18 protein-coding genes are annotated in these 14,733 nt (G+C 55.0%); 8 read left to right on the top strand and 10 right to left on the bottom strand.

The features are described 5' to 3' along the window. Positions 1-5: 5 nt before the first annotated feature. The 4 genes from tatB to CJD38_RS08755 all read left to right on the top strand — a co-directional run bounded on the left by tatB (position 6) and on the right by CJD38_RS08755 (position 2,615). Positions 6-326 carry a Sec-independent protein translocase protein TatB gene (tatB, locus tag CJD38_RS08770; protein ID WP_107939962.1) on the top strand — a complete coding sequence of 107 codons (321 nt, stop codon included), beginning with the start codon at positions 6-8 and terminating at the stop codon, positions 324-326. Then, entirely contained in the window at positions 323-1,123 is an 801-nt protein-coding gene (gene tatC / locus CJD38_RS08765; RefSeq protein WP_107939961.1) for a twin-arginine translocase subunit TatC, read from the top strand. Before tatB ends, tatC begins: the two co-directional genes overlap by 4 nt. A gap of 128 nt (positions 1,124-1,251) precedes the next feature. Then, positions 1,252-2,067, top strand: a complete 816-nt coding sequence (locus tag CJD38_RS08760) for an SDR family NAD(P)-dependent oxidoreductase (protein WP_107939960.1) — start codon at positions 1,252-1,254, stop codon at positions 2,065-2,067. Next, positions 2,064-2,615 (top strand): DUF1415 domain-containing protein, encoded by a 552-nt coding sequence (locus CJD38_RS08755; protein WP_107939959.1) that lies wholly within the window; start codon positions 2,064-2,066, stop codon positions 2,613-2,615. The genes CJD38_RS08760 and CJD38_RS08755 overlap by 4 nt, the downstream gene beginning before the upstream one ends. 775 nt (positions 2,616-3,390) lie before the next feature. Here CJD38_RS08755 and CJD38_RS08750 read toward each other — a convergent pair. Genes CJD38_RS08750 through hemB form a run of 3 tightly spaced genes read right to left on the bottom strand, consistent with a single transcriptional unit; the run spans position 3,391 to position 5,679 of the window. Continuing rightward, positions 3,391-3,750, bottom strand: coding sequence for a hypothetical protein (locus CJD38_RS08750; protein ID WP_107939958.1), 360 nt, complete (start codon positions 3,748-3,750; stop codon positions 3,391-3,393). A gap of 7 nt (positions 3,751-3,757) precedes the next feature. Continuing rightward, positions 3,758-4,657 (bottom strand): shikimate dehydrogenase, encoded by a 900-nt coding sequence (gene aroE / locus CJD38_RS08745; RefSeq protein WP_107939957.1) that lies wholly within the window; start codon positions 4,655-4,657, stop codon positions 3,758-3,760. A 14-nt stretch (positions 4,658-4,671) separates the two neighbouring features. Continuing rightward, complete coding sequence (gene hemB / locus CJD38_RS08740) at positions 4,672-5,679, bottom strand: porphobilinogen synthase (protein WP_107939956.1); 1,008 nt, start codon at positions 5,677-5,679, stop codon at positions 4,672-4,674. A gap of 169 nt (positions 5,680-5,848) precedes the next feature. Here hemB and CJD38_RS08735 point away from each other — a divergent pair, with 169 nt between their 5' ends. The 3 genes from CJD38_RS08735 to CJD38_RS08725 all read left to right on the top strand — a co-directional run bounded on the left by CJD38_RS08735 (position 5,849) and on the right by CJD38_RS08725 (position 8,327). Further along, a complete protein-coding gene (locus CJD38_RS08735) occupies positions 5,849-6,403 on the top strand; it encodes a sigma-70 family RNA polymerase sigma factor (protein WP_107939955.1) in 555 nt (184 codons plus the stop codon). Continuing rightward, a complete protein-coding gene (locus tag CJD38_RS08730) occupies positions 6,400-7,155 on the top strand; it encodes an anti-sigma factor (protein ID WP_107939954.1) in 756 nt (251 codons plus the stop codon). The genes CJD38_RS08735 and CJD38_RS08730 overlap by 4 nt, the downstream gene beginning before the upstream one ends. A gap of 224 nt (positions 7,156-7,379) precedes the next feature. Then, positions 7,380-8,327: a DegV family protein gene (locus CJD38_RS08725; RefSeq protein WP_107939953.1), complete on the top strand. Its 948-nt coding sequence runs from the start codon at positions 7,380-7,382 to the stop codon at positions 8,325-8,327. Here CJD38_RS08725 and CJD38_RS08720 read toward each other — a convergent pair. Further along, the gene (locus tag CJD38_RS08720; RefSeq protein ID WP_161554196.1) at positions 8,324-9,247 is read right to left on the bottom strand and encodes an alpha/beta hydrolase; all 924 of its coding nucleotides are present in this window, start codon (positions 9,245-9,247) and stop codon (positions 8,324-8,326) included. The genes CJD38_RS08725 and CJD38_RS08720 overlap by 4 nt on opposite strands. Positions 9,248-9,296: 49 nt before the next feature. Between CJD38_RS08720 and glpK the strand changes: the two genes are divergently transcribed. Beyond that, positions 9,297-10,769 (top strand): glycerol kinase GlpK, encoded by a 1,473-nt coding sequence (gene glpK, locus CJD38_RS08715; protein ID WP_107939952.1) that lies wholly within the window; start codon positions 9,297-9,299, stop codon positions 10,767-10,769. A 52-nt stretch (positions 10,770-10,821) separates the two neighbouring features. Here the strand turns inward: glpK and CJD38_RS08710 are convergent, their stop codons facing one another. Genes CJD38_RS08710 through CJD38_RS08685 form a run of 6 tightly spaced genes read right to left on the bottom strand, consistent with a single transcriptional unit; the run spans position 10,822 to position 14,732 of the window. Continuing rightward, complete coding sequence (locus tag CJD38_RS08710) at positions 10,822-11,265, bottom strand: YbjQ family protein (RefSeq protein ID WP_206362929.1); 444 nt, start codon at positions 11,263-11,265, stop codon at positions 10,822-10,824. 28 nt (positions 11,266-11,293) lie between these two features. Continuing rightward, positions 11,294-11,698, bottom strand: a complete 405-nt coding sequence (locus tag CJD38_RS08705; protein WP_107939951.1) for a hypothetical protein — start codon at positions 11,696-11,698, stop codon at positions 11,294-11,296. A gap of 10 nt (positions 11,699-11,708) precedes the next feature. After that, entirely contained in the window at positions 11,709-12,944 is a 1,236-nt protein-coding gene (locus tag CJD38_RS08700) for a beta-ketoacyl-ACP synthase (RefSeq protein ID WP_107939950.1), read from the bottom strand. Next, the gene (gene fabG / locus CJD38_RS08695) at positions 12,944-13,666 is read right to left on the bottom strand and encodes a 3-oxoacyl-ACP reductase FabG (RefSeq protein WP_107939949.1); all 723 of its coding nucleotides are present in this window, start codon (positions 13,664-13,666) and stop codon (positions 12,944-12,946) included. The genes CJD38_RS08700 and fabG overlap by 1 nt, the downstream gene beginning before the upstream one ends. Further along, on the bottom strand, positions 13,663-14,133 hold the full coding sequence (locus tag CJD38_RS08690) for a hotdog family protein (RefSeq protein WP_107939948.1): 471 nt from the start codon (positions 14,131-14,133) through the stop codon (positions 13,663-13,665). Before CJD38_RS08690 ends, fabG begins: the two co-directional genes overlap by 4 nt. Beyond that, positions 14,133-14,732, bottom strand: coding sequence for a DUF3261 domain-containing protein (locus CJD38_RS08685; protein WP_146165960.1), 600 nt, complete (start codon positions 14,730-14,732; stop codon positions 14,133-14,135). The genes CJD38_RS08690 and CJD38_RS08685 overlap by 1 nt, the downstream gene beginning before the upstream one ends. Position 14,733 lies beyond the last annotated feature (1 nt).

The following is a 14,733-nucleotide window of genomic DNA, read 5'->3' as shown; positions in this document are numbered from 1 at the left end:
CCGCCATGTTCGACGTCGGCTTTTCAGAAGTCTTTCTGTGCTTTCTGGTCGCATTGATCGTGCTCGGCCCACAGCGCTTGCCTGCGGTTGCGCGCGCTATCGGTCGTTGGACCGGACAAGCCAAGGCTTACATGCGCAATCTCTCCGCTGAACTTGAGCGCGAGACTCAGCTTGCGGATATGAAGAAGCAACTTGAAGACGTGCAACGCAGCATGCGCGAGCACACCGATGCTATTCAGAAAGAAGCTCGCGAGAGCGCAAATTTTGTTGGCACCGAACTAAAAGAAATTTCGCACGACACGACTAAGGATCTACCCAAGTCGTGAGTGAAGAAAGCGCGCAGAACGACACCGAACCTACTGGCGGCACTGAACAGCCCCTGATTTCGCACTTGCTTGAGCTGCGCACGCGACTCGTGCGTATCTTTGCGGGCATCTTTGTATGCTTTCTGCCGCTCGCGTATTTCCGCAACGAAATCTACACCTGGGTCGCGCAGCCACTCCTTCGCTTGATGCCTGAAGGCTCATCGATGATTGCGACGGAAGTCGCCGCGCCATTTTTTGCGCCGATCAAACTCGCAGGCGTTTTGGCATTTGCAGTGGCCATCCCTTGGATTCTGTTTCAAATCTGGGCCTTTGTTGCGCCAGGTTTGTACAAGAACGAAAAGCGTCTCGTCGGCCCGCTGCTTACATCAAGCACCTTGCTGTTTTATTCCGGCGTCGCCTTCGCGTATTACTTGGTGTTGCCTAGCGTCTTTCACTTTTTAGTCAATGTTGCGCCGGAAGGCGTGGCGGTGATGACGGATATCAACAAGTATCTCGACTTCATCATGTCGCTGTTCCTCGCGTTTGGCCTCGCGTTTGAAACGCCAGTGGCAATCGTGTTGTTGGTGCGCACCGGCTTTGTTACGCCTAAGCAGCTCGCAGCGCGACGTGATTATGTTTTGGTCGGCATCTTTGTCGTTGCAGCCGTTGTGACACCACCCGATGTGTTGTCACAGACTTTGCTCGCAGTGCCCGCCTATCTGCTCTACGAACTCGGCATCCTCGTTTCACGCTGGATGATGCCCGACGCAGATAAAGTCGTTGCCGATTCGCCGCCGAGCGAAAACAACGCGGCCTAGCGCATCGCGGCCGTTCCCTGGCCCGACGCCTGTTTTAACCTCCTGCGATTCCCTCGCCGCTGCACATCCAGCGGCGTTATAAATTAGTATCCGCAGCATCAAATGATTCATTGCGAAGGGGAAAGCGCATGTACTCACTCAAAGGGAAAGTCGCCGTTGTCACAGGCGCAGGCTCCGGTATCGGTCGCGCCTTGGCGCAACTACTTGCTGCCAAAGGCTGCACGCTGGCACTCGCTGACATCAACGAAGTCGGCCTGAAAGAAACCGCCGCTTCTTTGCCGACACCTCCGCTGCTGCAAAAACTTGATGTTGCTGATCGCGACGCGGTTTACGCCTTTGCCACGCGCGTGAAGAATGAACTCGGTACCGCACATATCGTTATCAACAACGCCGGCGTTGCCGTGTCGCAGACCGTCGCTGATCTCAGCTACGAAGATTTTGAATGGATCATGGGCATCAACTTCTGGGGTGTGGTGTATGGCACCAAAGCATTCTTGCCAATGCTCACCGCACAGGATGATGGCGTGATCGTGAATCTCTCTAGCGTTTTCGGCATCATCGCCGTGCCCACGCAAAGCTCATACAACGCTGCCAAGTTTGCCGTGCGTGGATTTACTGAATCCCTGCGCCACGAACTCGATGGCACTGGCGTGAGCGCGATTAGCGTTCATCCCGGTGGCATCAAAACCAATATCGCCGCGGCTTCCCGTTTCTATGTTGATCCGTCTGGCGTCAGCAGCCGCGAGAATGCCGCCGCAGGTTTCGCCAAAATGGCGAAGACCACGCCGGAACAAGCCGCGCAAACAATCGTCGACGGCATCGAACGTGGCAGCAAGCGTGTACTGATTGGTGCCGATGCAAAATTGATCGACATCATTCAACGCCTGATGCCAGTGAATTATTGGAAGCCGATGAGCGCGCTGATGCGGAGCATGCGCAAATGAGCGAGTCGGCAGAGCACGAAGTCATTCTCGCCAACACGCGCCAGTGGCTGGAGCGCGCGGTGATTGGACTCAACCTTTGCCCCTTCGCAAAAGCCGTGCACGTGCATGGCCGCATTCGCTACGTCGTCAGCAAAGCGCGACACGTTGATGGCCTGCTCGAAGAACTTGATCGCGAACTCCAAGCGCTGAATGAAGCGGATCCCGCCGTTTGCGAAACGACGCTGCTGATTCATCCGCAACTGCTGCAAGACTTTCTCGACTACAACGATTTTCTAGAAATTGCGGAAGGCGTTGTTGAAGAGCTAGAGCTTGATGGCGAAATACAAATCGCGAGCTTTCATCCGCAGTATCAGTTTGAAGGGACTGAGCCTGAAGACATCGAGAACTACAGCAACCGTGCGCCGTATCCGACGCTGCATTTATTGCGAGAGTCGAGCATCGAGCGAGCGGTGGAAACGTTTCCGGATATTGCGGGGATTTATGAGCGCAATGTTTTGACGTTGCGACAGCTTGGGCATGAAGGTTGGAAGAAGTTGCAGGTTTCTTAATTCTGCACGCGCTGCGCGGGCTAAGGCCTACTCTGCTTGATATGGCGTGTTTCGCACGCCGTGCGAGTTACTTTCTTTGCTTGTGCAAAGAAAGTAACCAAAGAAAACACACCCTGCGTCTACGCCCGCACGATGAAGCTGTGCGGGTACCCTGCGCTTCTCGTCTTGACCGGGGTGCGTGACAGGACATCCTTGTCCAGACACGCACGCTTCGGCATCCTGCCTACGCCCGCGCTATTCGCGCGGCTATTACCGGCCAAGCCTGCGATGCTCGGCGCTGCCGAAGGGGCCCGACATCAAAAGCAAAGCGACTCTTGCTGTGAATGTGGAGAGGATCGCCTCAATGGCCGCTTCTATTCTTGAGAACAGTAAAAGTGTTGGCGGCACTTTTGGTCACATTAATCACTGCATCACGGCTCATTCGCTCGCTTGGCGCTGCGATGCACAAGTGGCTTTGCTTTACCGGGTTCCCTTCGACAACGCCGAGCATCACAGCACTGATCGGTTAAATGCCGACGCTTCGCGTCGGGCGAGGCAGGAGCCGAGCGTGCATGCCTGGCCATGGATGGCCTGTCATGCACCCCGATCAGTGCGAGAAGCGCAGGGAACCGGAACGTCTTTTGTTCCGGCGTAGTCGCAGGGGGCCCTTTCTTTTGGTTACTTTTCTTCGCCGAGAGGCGCCTACTGTTGGTGGGCACACAAAGAAAAGTAACTCGCGCCACAGCGCGAAAGACGCCATCTCAATCAGAACAGGCAGTTGTTAAAAGAAACGCGCCTACGGCTTGTAACGAAGCTCAACCGCCTCACTAGTAACAACAACCAACACCGCACCCGGCTTCGTCGCATCAATCGTCTGACTCTGCTTCGTCTGCCCATCCGCATACAAAACAATCGCCTTAAGCGATTTATCTTTTCCAGTGGTGGACGTTTTCGCAGTAGAAGCCGGAACAACCATACTCACCGGATAAAAATTATCCGCATCCGATTCCAAACGCACTGCCACCGTAACCGTCGTCGCATTCTTAATTTCGACCTCAATCGGCGAGGCCGCTCTAGACCAATAAAGATACGCGGCGAATAACAAGCCAACGAGCGTCAGTACAGCAATCAGCTTCTGCGTCGTCAGGTTCTGCACGAAAGTTTTAGTCCTGACCAATCGTCAGATGCGTTGCCTTATCGCGTGCTTTGCCGCTGTCGAGTGTTGCGGTTTCGATTGCGCACTCGCCGCTCTGTGGCTGACGAACACGCTGCAACACTGTCTTGGTGTCTGGCTTCACGCCACGCCAAATTTCAAACGCAGCGGCGGCTTGTTCCACCAACATGCCGAGACCATCGCTCACTCGTACTGCGTCTTGTGTGCAAGCCCACGCAGCAAAGGGTTCGAAGGCTTTGCCGTAGCTGAGGTCATAGCAAGCGCCGCCTTCGGCGAGGATTTGGCCGGGCAGGCGAAGTTCTACGCCGCTATGGCCTGCCGATGTTGCGTTGATGATCAGATCAAACAGATCGCCTTTGAGTGCGATGTGTGTGGCCGGACGAATTTTGCCGAGTGCTTTGAACTGTTCGACGAGTTCTTCTGGCTTCCAGGGATTACGGCCTGACAGCACTAGCTCTGCGGGTTTCTGATCAAGCAGTGGTTTGAGAATGCCGCGACCTGCGCCGCCTGCGCCAAGTACGAGTACGCGCTTGCCTGCGATCTGCAAACCAAGATGATGCGTGATGTCACGTACTAAACCTTCGCCATCAGTGTTGTCGCCGCGCCAGCCGGTGTCGGTGCGAATCAGTGTGTTCACTGCGCCTGCAAGCTGCGCGCGTTCGCTGACGCTTTCGCAAAGTTTGGCGACCGGAATCTTGTGCGGCAGCGTGATGTTGAGACCGCGATAGCCTTCCGCGTGCAAGCGCTTGAGCGTTTCTTCGAGCGCTGCCGGCGCAACTTCAATTGCGTCGTAGCTCAGCTCTTGCCCCGTCTGACGCGCGTACTGCGCGTGGATGAAAGGCGATTTGCTGTGTGAGATCGGTTGTCCGATGACGGCGTAACGGTCCATTTTTCTATCTCAGTTTATTGCGCAGATTCTTTCAACCACTGCGCTGCTTGCTTGGCGTAGTAGGTGAGGATCATGTCTGCGCCTGCGCGGCGGAAGCACAGCAGTGCTTCCATCAGCGCTTTCTTTTCATCGAGCCAACCGTTGGCAATGGCCGCACGCAACATCGCGTACTCGCCACTCACCTGATAAGCAGCAACCGGAACTTCGAAGCGATCTTTCACGCGACGAATAATGTCGAGGTAAGGCATGCCAGGTTTGACCATGACGATGTCTGCACCTTCGGCAATGTCGAGTTCAACTTCGCGCATCGCTTCGTCGGTGTTGGCGGGGTCCATCTGATAATTGCGCTTGTCGCCTTTGAGCGCCGATGCGGTGCCGACTGCATCGCGAAACGGGCCATAGAACGCAGAAGCGTATTTGGCGGCGTAAGAAAGAATAACGACGTTCTTGTAACCATCGCGTTCCAACACTTGGCGAATCTGGCCTACGCGGCCATCCATCATGTCGCTAGGTGCAACGATGTCAGCACCTGCGCGTGCATAAACCAAAGCCTGGCGACGCAGAATTTCGACGGTCTCGTCGTTATCAACCAAGCCGTTCTTGTCGAGCAGGCCATCGTGACCATGCGTGGTGTAAGGATCGAGTGCGATGTCGACCATCACAGCAATTTCCGGACAAGCTTTTTTAACAGCTGCAATCGCGCGCGGCACCAATCCATTCGGGTTCAGCGCTTCCGTGCCTTCATCGTTTTTCAGCGATGGCGGAATCACCGGGAACAGTGCAATACAGCCGATGCCCAGTTTGTGCAGTTCAACGGCTTCACGCGCCAGCTCTTCCAGATCCAAGCGCACAACGCCGGGCATGGAGCTGATCGGGCCTTTGAGTGCGCCTTCTGCGACAAACAAAGGTTGAATCAATTGCTGCGGCACCAAACGGGTTTCGCGCACCATCGAGCGAAGGAATTCGGCCTGACGAAGGCGGCGGGGGCGAACGAAGGGAAAAGAACCGGTGGTCACGAGCATTCCGGGTGGCAGTGAAAGTGTTGCGATTATAAGGCGTGGAAGGCGCTTTCTGGCTCCAAAATTACGCCCGCTGCATCCATTCACATAATCGCCGCGTAGCAGTACGCTTCGTCAAAACATGCACTACTATCGCTTACCGGCTTCCGCCGCATATCTACTCTAAGAATTCATGGTCGACGCCGCACACCTGACGCAACTCCTTGCTGCCACTGCCGCGGGCGATCAGCGGGCGTTCCGCGAGCTCTACGACGCCAGCTCCTCGCATCTGTTTGGCCTGCTGATCCGTATGCTTAAACGCAGGGATTGGGCTGAAGAAGCGTTGCAAGACTGCTTCATCAAGGTTTGGCAGAAAGCTGAAACCTACGCTCCCGATAAGGGCGCGCCGCTCACATGGTTAATGACCGTGGCCCGTTATCGCGCGCTCGACCTGCTGCGCGTGAAGCGGCCGGAAGTGGAAATGCCCGAAGAGGGCGAGGAGCAGTCGCTGGCATTCGCAGATGAAACTCAAAGTCCTGAAGACGGGGCGATTGAAAGCGAAGGCATCGGCCGACTGGACGACTGTATGAAAGGTTTGCAGGAGGAACAGCGGCAAAGTGTGCTGCTGGCCTACTACGAGGGTTATACACATCACGAACTCGCGGAGCGCTTGAACGCGCCGCTGGGCACGGTGAAGAGTTGGGTGCGCCGCGGCTTGTCGCGTCTGCGCGAGTGTCTTGAGTCATGAAATATCAAAACCCAAAGCTGCAACGCATGCTGGCTGCCGAATATGTTCTCGGCACTTTGCATAGCCGTGCGCGTGCGCGCTTTCAGCGTTTGATGACGCATGAAGCAGCGCTGCGTCGCGAAGTGATTTACTGGGAAAATCGTCTCGCTGGCCTCAATGGCCGCTTCAAGCCCGAAACACCGCGCGGCGTTGTTTGGGCTTCGATCAACTATCAGATCAACAACACCAACAAGGTTGTTCCCCTACGTACAGCGAGTGCACCACCGCCGCGTACCTTGTGGCGTAACTGGGCCGTGGTCTCGACGGCAGCATCCGTGTTGCTCGGCTTTGGCCTGTGGCAGCAGATGAATCTACCGCCACAAATCATCACCAAAACTGAAACCGTGCGGGTTGAAGTGCCAGTAGTGGAGCCATTGCCGTATGTCGCGATGCTGCACCCGGAAAAGTCTGAGGCGAAGTGGAAGGTCAGCATCTATCCTGAAAAAGGCTTGATCAAAGTTTCGACCACCGGTCGTTACGCGATCGACGAACAAGCTAAAAGCTTAGAGCTGTGGGTCGTGGCTAAAGACGGTCCCCATTCGCTCGGCCTGTTGCCAACGCAAGGCGATGGCGAAATGCCGATGCCGCAAGGTCTGCAGATGGATGCGGGCGATGCGACGTTGGCGATCAGTCTTGAACCGCGCGGCGGTTCGCCGACAGGCAAGCCAACCGGCCCTGTTCTACTCGCGGCTCCAGCGGTGCGTCCGGCCTAATTGCTCAAGCCACTCAAGTAGATTGGGTGTGCTTTAAAGTGTTTTTAATTATTATCTTAATTAAATATATTAGATAATAATTAACAACGAAGAGCAATGCGCTTACAAAGTAGATCGGGGATTTTGCGCGCTCCAGCATTTATTCTGTCCCTCTAGGCACAATTTGCAGCCCGTCTCGATGGCAAAATCGAGTCTTAACTGATTACTTAAGAACAATAAAACAGATGCGGGTTGGGATCGCGATCGATGTCACTACAGATGTCTCCCACGAGTTCGTGACGGAGAACAACATCTATGTGCTGCCCAGCACCGTTCATTTGGGCGATCGATGCGTCGTCTATGACCGCGATCCTGCGAGCGCCTTAGCGTTCTATCGCGAACACAGCGAGCGCAGAAGCACTGCCACTGAAACCACTGCATTTTCAGTCAAAGAAATTGAGGATCTGTTTCTCAACAAGCTGGTGCTGCAACACGACTACGTGTTTTTGATCACGCTCAGCAGCACGCACAGTCAAACCTACGATAACGCGCACAAAGCCTCGTTCACAATTTTGCAAAGCTATGCGCAGGTGCGCGAAGCAAACAATGTGGTCGGGCCATTTGCACTTCGCGTGGTTGATTCGCTCAGCATTTTTGCAGGCCCTGGCGTACTTACTTGGGAAACCGTGCGCCTAGTGCGTGCGCAAATAGCGCCGGTGGAAATTCGCCAGCGGCTCGATGATCTCGCGCCGCATATTCACGCTTATATGGTGCCCAACGATCTCTACAACCTGCGTGTGCGCGGTGCGCAGCGTGGTGACGATAACATCGGTTGGTTGCGTTACGGTTTGGCCAAGCTCTTTGATATCAAACCGGTGATCTGCACCAATCGATCGGAATCAACACCGATCGCGTACATCCGTCATTTCGATAAGGCCGTAGAAAAAGTTTTTCTACACGCGGCCGCACAAATTCGGCGTGGCTTGTTGGTGCCGATGGTTGGGATCAGTTACAGCGGCGATCCGGAAATACTGCGCACCATCGTGGGCTTTGACGCGCTCAGTAAAACCGCGGCGGAACATGGCGTAGAACTGATGTTATCGATCATGTCGCCGACTGCCTCGATCAACGTTGGCATTGGCACCATGTCGCTGGCGTACTGCGCAAAAGACATCGAAGAGTTTGAAACCTAAGCGCGTTCTTGCAGCCAGCGCAGCAGATCTTCGGTCACCACTTCGCGACAAGTCTCATTGAGCAACTCATGCCGCGCATTGTCGTAAATGTGCGTGGTGATCGCTGTTAGCCCCGCCTTCCGATACAAACGCTCCAGCGCACGCGGACCTTTGGCGCCTTGTGTAGCGGCATCATCGCTGCCGTTGATGATCAGCACCGGCAAGTCTTTGGGAATTGTTGCGAGACGCTGTGGATCATCAAGCCGTCCCGCAGCGCTAAGCAGATCGAGCCACAAGCCACTGCTGCAACGGAATCCGCAACGCGGATCATTGGCATAGATATCCACTTCAGTTGGATCGCGTGACAGCCAGTCAAAATCGGTACGCGCTGGCTTGTAGCGACGATTGAAATCTTTGAACGACATCAACTCCGCCAACGCGCTGCGATGGCGACGGCCGTACCAAAGCGATTCCATGCGCAGCAGCGATAAACCTAGTACGCGTAAAGGACCGAGATCACCGCTGCTGGCGGAGAACATCGCACCCGCCAATCCGCGGCCGTGCTCGATCAAATAATCCTGCAGCAGAAATGAGCCCATGCTGTGACCCAGCACAAACAAAGGCAGCTGAGGTTGCTGGTGTTCGATGTGTTGACGTAGTTGATTGATCTGGCCGATCACATGACTCCAGCCGTCGTGATCCGCGAAATGGCCCAACTCATCTGGCGCACGTGCCGTACGACCATGCCCTGGCAGGTCTTGCGCATAGACGGCGTAACCCGCATCCGTCAGCGCCTGCGCGATACGTTCATAGCGTCCGCCGTGCTCGGCCATGCCATGAATAATCTGCACGACAGCGATGACATTGCCGTCTGGCAGCCAGCGGTGAACATGGGCGCTGCTGTTATCAGATAGCGCGAACTGGAATTGTTTGGTTTGCACGTGTAGTTTCTCCCAAGGCGAAAATGACACAAACGAGGAGAGATCGCCAATGACAGCCTTGCTGTCCATTGATCAGGGCACCACCAGCACACGCGCAATTGTGTTCGACCGCGAAGGCCGCAAGCTGGGTCTTGCCCAACGCGAACTACCGCAGTCCTACCCGAAACCGGGCTGGGTAGAACACGACCCGCTGCGCATTTGGGACGACACGCTAGCTGTGACGCGTGAAGCTTTGGCTGCCGCCAAACTTGATGCGTCCGCTATCACCGCGCTTGGCATCACCAATCAACGTGAGACCACGGTGATTTGGGAGCGCGCGAGTGGCAAACCCATCCATCCTGCAATTGTTTGGCAGGATCGCCGTACTTCTGATTTTTGCCGCACGCATCAAGAGCGCAGCGCTTGGTTGTCGCAGAAAACTGGCTTGCTGCTTGATCCGTATTTTTCTGCAACCAAGATTGCATGGATTCTCGATCACGTTGATGGCGCGCGGGCGGGCGCTGAAAAAGGTGAGCTGGCGTTTGGCACCATCGATAGCTGGTTGTTATGGAATCTCACCGGCGGCAAAGTTCACGCAACCGATGCCACCAATGCATCGCGCACAGCACTATTCAATATCATCACGCAGCAGTGGGACGATGAGCTGCTGAAGTTCTTTAACGTTCCCGCCGCATTGTTGCCCGATGTGCGCGACAGCGCCGCTGATTACGGACGGACGCAAGCTGCACTTCTGGGCGGCGAGATTGCGATTGCCGGCATCGCAGGTGATCAACAAGCAGCAACGGTGGGTCAGGCCTGCTTCAAACCCGGCATGATCAAATCCACCTACGGCACTGGCTGCTTCATGGTGCTGAATACGGGCGATCAATTCACGCTGTCGAAAAATCGTTTGCTGTCGACCGTCGCCTATCGTCTCAATGGCAAAACCACATATGCACTTGAAGGCAGCATCTTTGTTGCAGGCGCTGCCGTGCAATGGCTGCGTGATGCAGTGCGCATGATTGGCTCCGCCAGCGAAACCGAAAATCTCGCCAAGTCGATCACCGATACCCAAGGCGTTTATCTGGTGCCTGCGTTTACAGGTCTCGGCGCACCGTACTGGGATCCTGAAGCGCGCGGCGCCATCTTCGGCCTCACGCGCGATTCCGGCATCGCACAAATCGTGCGCGCTGCATTGGAGTCCGTTTGCTATCAAACACGCGACCTACTCATCGCAATGGCAGAAGATGCATTGCCGCCAACAGAGCTGCGCGTAGACGGCGGCATGGTGATCAACGACTGGCTCACGCAATTCTTGAGCGACATCATCAAGATTCCGGTGGTGCGTCCACAAACTGTAGAGACCACTGCCCTCGGCGCTGCGTTTCTCGCAGGCTTGCATACAGACGTCTATTCATCACTCGATGAAATTGCTGCGCTCTGGCAAACAGACCGTCGCTTTGCTCCGCAACAAGCCGCAGAAAAAACCGATGCCTTATACGAAGGCTGGAAGCACGCCGTAGAGCGAGTGAAATCGCACTAAATAAAAAGGGGCGGATGATCCGCCCCTTTTTTTATCTGTTGCAATACTTATCTCATAATTTTACAAATTCACCGCGTAGCGCAACGCCGCCGGTGAACGTGCCGACACCGCACTCGTATTCCGTTGCGCTAACAAAATCCTGATTCTGATAGATGCTTTGCAAATTGATGATGGCATCGGCGCCCAACTGCTTCGCGCGATTCTGCATCGTGATCATGGCCGAGAGCCAAGCCCATTCGCAGGCTTCTTTATCGCCCTTGTTGAAGGCGTTTGTTTTCTTGTTGGTCTGATCGGTGCCCAATGTCTTGGACACTTTCGGGTGCTTCTGATCACCCCAATAGAATTTCACGCTGCCATCCAACTTGGCTTTTGCATCAACGGTCCCGGCAGCATCAGCAACCGGGAAGTGCAAACGATCATTGCGTGCTGAGGCAACGCTAGGAATCGCGAGCATCAGGCTCAAGGCCAATGTGCCACTCATTAACTTGATATTCATTTCTAAATTCTCGCAATATTGAAAACGCTTACTTGATCGAGGACAAACTCAGCTCGAGTGAAATATCGTGCGCGAGATTGTTGACCCAGCGGTTGTAATTGGGATGAATCACCGGTTGTCCATAATCCATTTCGTATCCAAGCTCAACGCTGTCGACATATTTGATGATGACATTGCTAGCGCTGTACAACACTTTTACCGTTACGGAAAACCCACGCGCGGTATAGCGCAAGGTCACCGCGTCGGATTGTCTTTCGACAACAGTCCAATTACGACGCAAGCCAGAGCCAATGATGGCTTTCTCAACGGTGGCGCTGGTTGTTGCCGCAGGCACGATGATAGGTGCCGGTTCCACCAAAGGGACGCTCGACGCTCTTGCATAGGCGTCGAAAGAAACAACGAAGGCAATCAGCAGCAGAAACTTCTTGAACATAGAGTTCACCTTATTTGAACCGTTTGAAAATCAGGGACGTGTTGATGCCCCCAAAAGCAAAATTGTTATTCATGACGTATTCACAGTCGATGCTACGGCCCGCGCCCACAATATAGTCGAGCTTGCCGCAGCGTTCATCGATCTCGCTGAGATTATGCGTTGGTGCAAACCAACCGCGGTTCATCATCTCGATGGCCCACCAACTTTCAATCGCGCCGCAAGCGCCCAAGGTGTGGCCGAGATAACTCTTCATGGAACTGATAGGCATACGCTCGCCAAACAAACGTGAAGTCGCCTGACTTTCAGCAATATCGCCTTGCTCGGTTGAAGTGCCGTGCGCAGAGACATAGCCAATGTCTTCAGGTGACAGCTCGGCATCTTGCAAGGCCAATTCCATCGCGACCTGCATGGTCGCGGTGTTGGGATGCGTCGCGTGATCACCGTCGGAGTTGCAGGCAAAGCCAACCACTTCTGCCAGAATTTTTGCGCCGCGTGCTTGCGCGTGTTCCAGCTCTTCAAGAATCAAAGTGCCCGAACCTTCGCCGATGACGAGGCCATCACGCGCCTTGTCGAAAGGACGCGGTGACTGCTTAGGCGCATCGTTACGCAGGCTTGTTGCGAACATGGTGTCGAACACGGCTGCGTACGCCGCATGCAGTTCTTCACTGCCGCCCGCGACCATCAGCAACTGCTTGCCGTACTTGATGGCTTCGTAAGCGTAACCAACGCCCTGGCTGCCAGAAGTGCAGGCACTGGTTGTTGGAATGATGCGGCCTTTGAGACCGAAGTAGAGACCGGTGTTTACGCCCGCCGTATGCGACATATAACGTAGGAAAGTCGTGGCGTTGAGTGAACGACCCGCGACACCGCCCCACAGCATGCCGCCGAATTCCATGAACGCGTCGGTGCCACCGCTGCAGGATCCATGCGCGATGCCCATGCGTCCATCTTGAATAATCGGGTTGCCGAGCAAGCCTGCATGCGTCAATGCATTTTCTGTTGCGAGCACTGCAAGCTGTGCAACACGACTCATGGTGCGCGTTTGCTTGCGCGTGTAATGCGCTGGCAGTTTGAAATCTTTAACAGGCGCACCAAGGCGCGTGTTGAGCTCCGCGTATTGATCCCACGCCGTCATATATTCGACGCCAGTGACACCGGCCCGCAGATTTTTCTCTACGGTGTCCCAATCACTGCCAATCGCCGTAATGCCGCCCATGCCGGTAACGACGACGCGCTTGGGCTGCATTAACAAAGCCCTCCGTTCACCGCGATCACTTGACGTGTGATGTAGGCAGCAGAATCGGACATCAAGAAGCTGATGAGGCCTGCGACTTCTTCTGGTTTGCCCGCGCGATTGGCGGGAATCATCTTCAGAATTTCTTCCACCGGCAAATGATCGGTCATATCGGTTTCAATAAAACCCGGAGCGACGCAATTCACCGTGATGTTGCGACTGGCAAGTTCTACTGCCAGTGCCTTGGTTGCGCCAATGATGCCGGCCTTCGCCGCGCTGTAATTCACTTGACCGCGATTGCCGATCAGACCTGATACCGATGACAAGGTCACGATGCGGCCTGATTTGCGTGTGCGAATCATCGGCATCGACAGCGGCTGCAGCACGTTGAAGAAGCCATCGAGATTGGTACGCAGCACGACGTCCCAATCGTCTTCGCTCAGTGCAGGAAATGCGCCATCGCGTGACAAACCGGCGTTGCAGACCACACCGTAATACGCGCCGTATGCCTGAACATCCGTCTCGAGCGCTTCACGTGTTGCTGCACGGTCGGAGATATCGAAAGCGATGGCGCGTGCTTCAGCACCTGTGGCGCGCACATCGTTCAAAGCCGCCTGAGCGGACGCCGCGCTGCGGCCATGCAGCACAAGGTTGTAACCGTCTTGCGCGAGGCGCAGCGCAATCGCACGGCCAATGCCGCGGCTGGAACCTGTCACCAGAACCCATTTTCTCATTGTGCTGCCGTTCCTAAAAAAGCGCGGATATCGTTTGGTCTATAGGCCTTGATGTCGCCGCGCGCCAATACGCGTTGATCATCACGAATTTCGCAGGCGAACATCGAGATGCCCTCATCTTCCCGATCACTCAATCGCGCAATGATATTCAGCTTGCTGCCAATCGTGAATACAGGTACTTCACTTTCGTAGCGACGCGTGCCGATCAACAAGCCAATCTTGATTGCCTCATCGCGCTGCAACTGCTCAACACCGGAAAAAACGCTGATGGCTTGTGCCATGTATTCGATCCCCACCCACGCCGGGACGCCATCAACGCCGTCGCAGAACGTGGAATCGGCACGGATGGTCAGCGCCGCTTGGCCATAGTCCAATCCGTAGCTCACTTCTTCCACCAGCAACATCGCTAGTCCATGCGGCAGGACTTGTTGAGGCGTGTAGGTTTCGCCTAATCGCAGCGCAGTCATTACTCGCTATCCGTAGGTGCGGGATCAACCGCTAGTGAATATCCGTATTCAAAATTGGATAACCATAAATGTCCACGCCAGAGATCCTTTCCAGACTGCGCGTAATGGACTTCGGCAATTAAACGACCATCACGCTTGAGTCTACGCGTACCGGCAAAAGGCTCGGTCACTTCCCAAGGTGTGCCCTTCATTCCAGCTTGCAGCGCCGCAATAGGCCAATAGCAAAATTGAATATCGCGCAGGATTTGTTCCGGCTGCACTTGTTCGGGAACGCCTGGCGCGCGCTCAACCGTTGTCTTGCCGTTCTCTGCGCTGATGCTGAATAAGCGCAAGCCTAGTGCGTTAAGTGCGATCACTCGCATGCGCTCGGGGCTGACATCGACTGCGAATTGCATCGTAACTTCTTGTTTGCCAAATGCAGCGCGCACAACCTGCACTGCGCTACGGGTTTGGCCAAGGCTTGCTGCTGATAGCGGCTGTAGTGGTGCGCTGTTACCCGGCGGTGTCGCCGATGAACCCAACGTCGCACAACCGCACAGCATCAACGTGGCCAGCAATAGGGCAACAGATGACGTGTTGTGCGACTGCCTTTGTTTCACT

Source organism: Stenotrophobium rhamnosiphilum (assembly GCF_003052265.1).
In the GTDB taxonomy this organism is placed as follows: domain Bacteria; phylum Pseudomonadota; class Gammaproteobacteria; order Nevskiales; family Nevskiaceae; genus Stenotrophobium; species Stenotrophobium rhamnosiphilum.
The sequence above is the reverse complement of the archived record's forward strand: the minus strand, read 5'-3'. Positions and strand labels throughout refer to the sequence as shown.

What these genes read in the sequence shown, in the direction of transcription:
- tatB (WP_107939962.1), top strand. Translation starts at nt 6, where the DNA reads ATGTTCGACGTCGGCTTTTCAGAAGTCTTTCTGTGCTTTCTGGTCGCA.
- CJD38_RS08760 (WP_107939960.1), top strand. Translation starts at nt 1,252, where the DNA reads ATGTACTCACTCAAAGGGAAAGTCGCCGTTGTCACAGGCGCAGGCTCC.
- CJD38_RS08755 (WP_107939959.1), top strand. Translation starts at nt 2,064, where the DNA reads ATGAGCGAGTCGGCAGAGCACGAAGTCATTCTCGCCAACACGCGCCAG.
- aroE (WP_107939957.1), bottom strand. Translation starts at nt 4,657, where the DNA reads ATGGACCGTTACGCCGTCATCGGACAACCGATCTCACACAGCAAATCG.
- hemB (WP_107939956.1), bottom strand. Translation starts at nt 5,679, where the DNA reads ATGCTCGTGACCACCGGTTCTTTTCCCTTCGTTCGCCCCCGCCGCCTT.
- CJD38_RS08735 (WP_107939955.1), top strand. Translation starts at nt 5,849, where the DNA reads ATGGTCGACGCCGCACACCTGACGCAACTCCTTGCTGCCACTGCCGCG.
- CJD38_RS08730 (WP_107939954.1), top strand. Translation starts at nt 6,400, where the DNA reads ATGAAATATCAAAACCCAAAGCTGCAACGCATGCTGGCTGCCGAATAT.
- CJD38_RS08725 (WP_107939953.1), top strand. Translation starts at nt 7,380, where the DNA reads ATGCGGGTTGGGATCGCGATCGATGTCACTACAGATGTCTCCCACGAG.
- glpK (WP_107939952.1), top strand. Translation starts at nt 9,297, where the DNA reads ATGACAGCCTTGCTGTCCATTGATCAGGGCACCACCAGCACACGCGCA.
- CJD38_RS08710 (WP_206362929.1), bottom strand. Translation starts at nt 11,265, where the DNA reads ATGAATATCAAGTTAATGAGTGGCACATTGGCCTTGAGCCTGATGCTC.
- CJD38_RS08705 (WP_107939951.1), bottom strand. Translation starts at nt 11,698, where the DNA reads ATGTTCAAGAAGTTTCTGCTGCTGATTGCCTTCGTTGTTTCTTTCGAC.
- CJD38_RS08700 (WP_107939950.1), bottom strand. Translation starts at nt 12,944, where the DNA reads ATGCAGCCCAAGCGCGTCGTCGTTACCGGCATGGGCGGCATTACGGCG.
- fabG (WP_107939949.1), bottom strand. Translation starts at nt 13,666, where the DNA reads ATGAGAAAATGGGTTCTGGTGACAGGTTCCAGCCGCGGCATTGGCCGT.
- CJD38_RS08690 (WP_107939948.1), bottom strand. Translation starts at nt 14,133, where the DNA reads ATGACTGCGCTGCGATTAGGCGAAACCTACACGCCTCAACAAGTCCTG.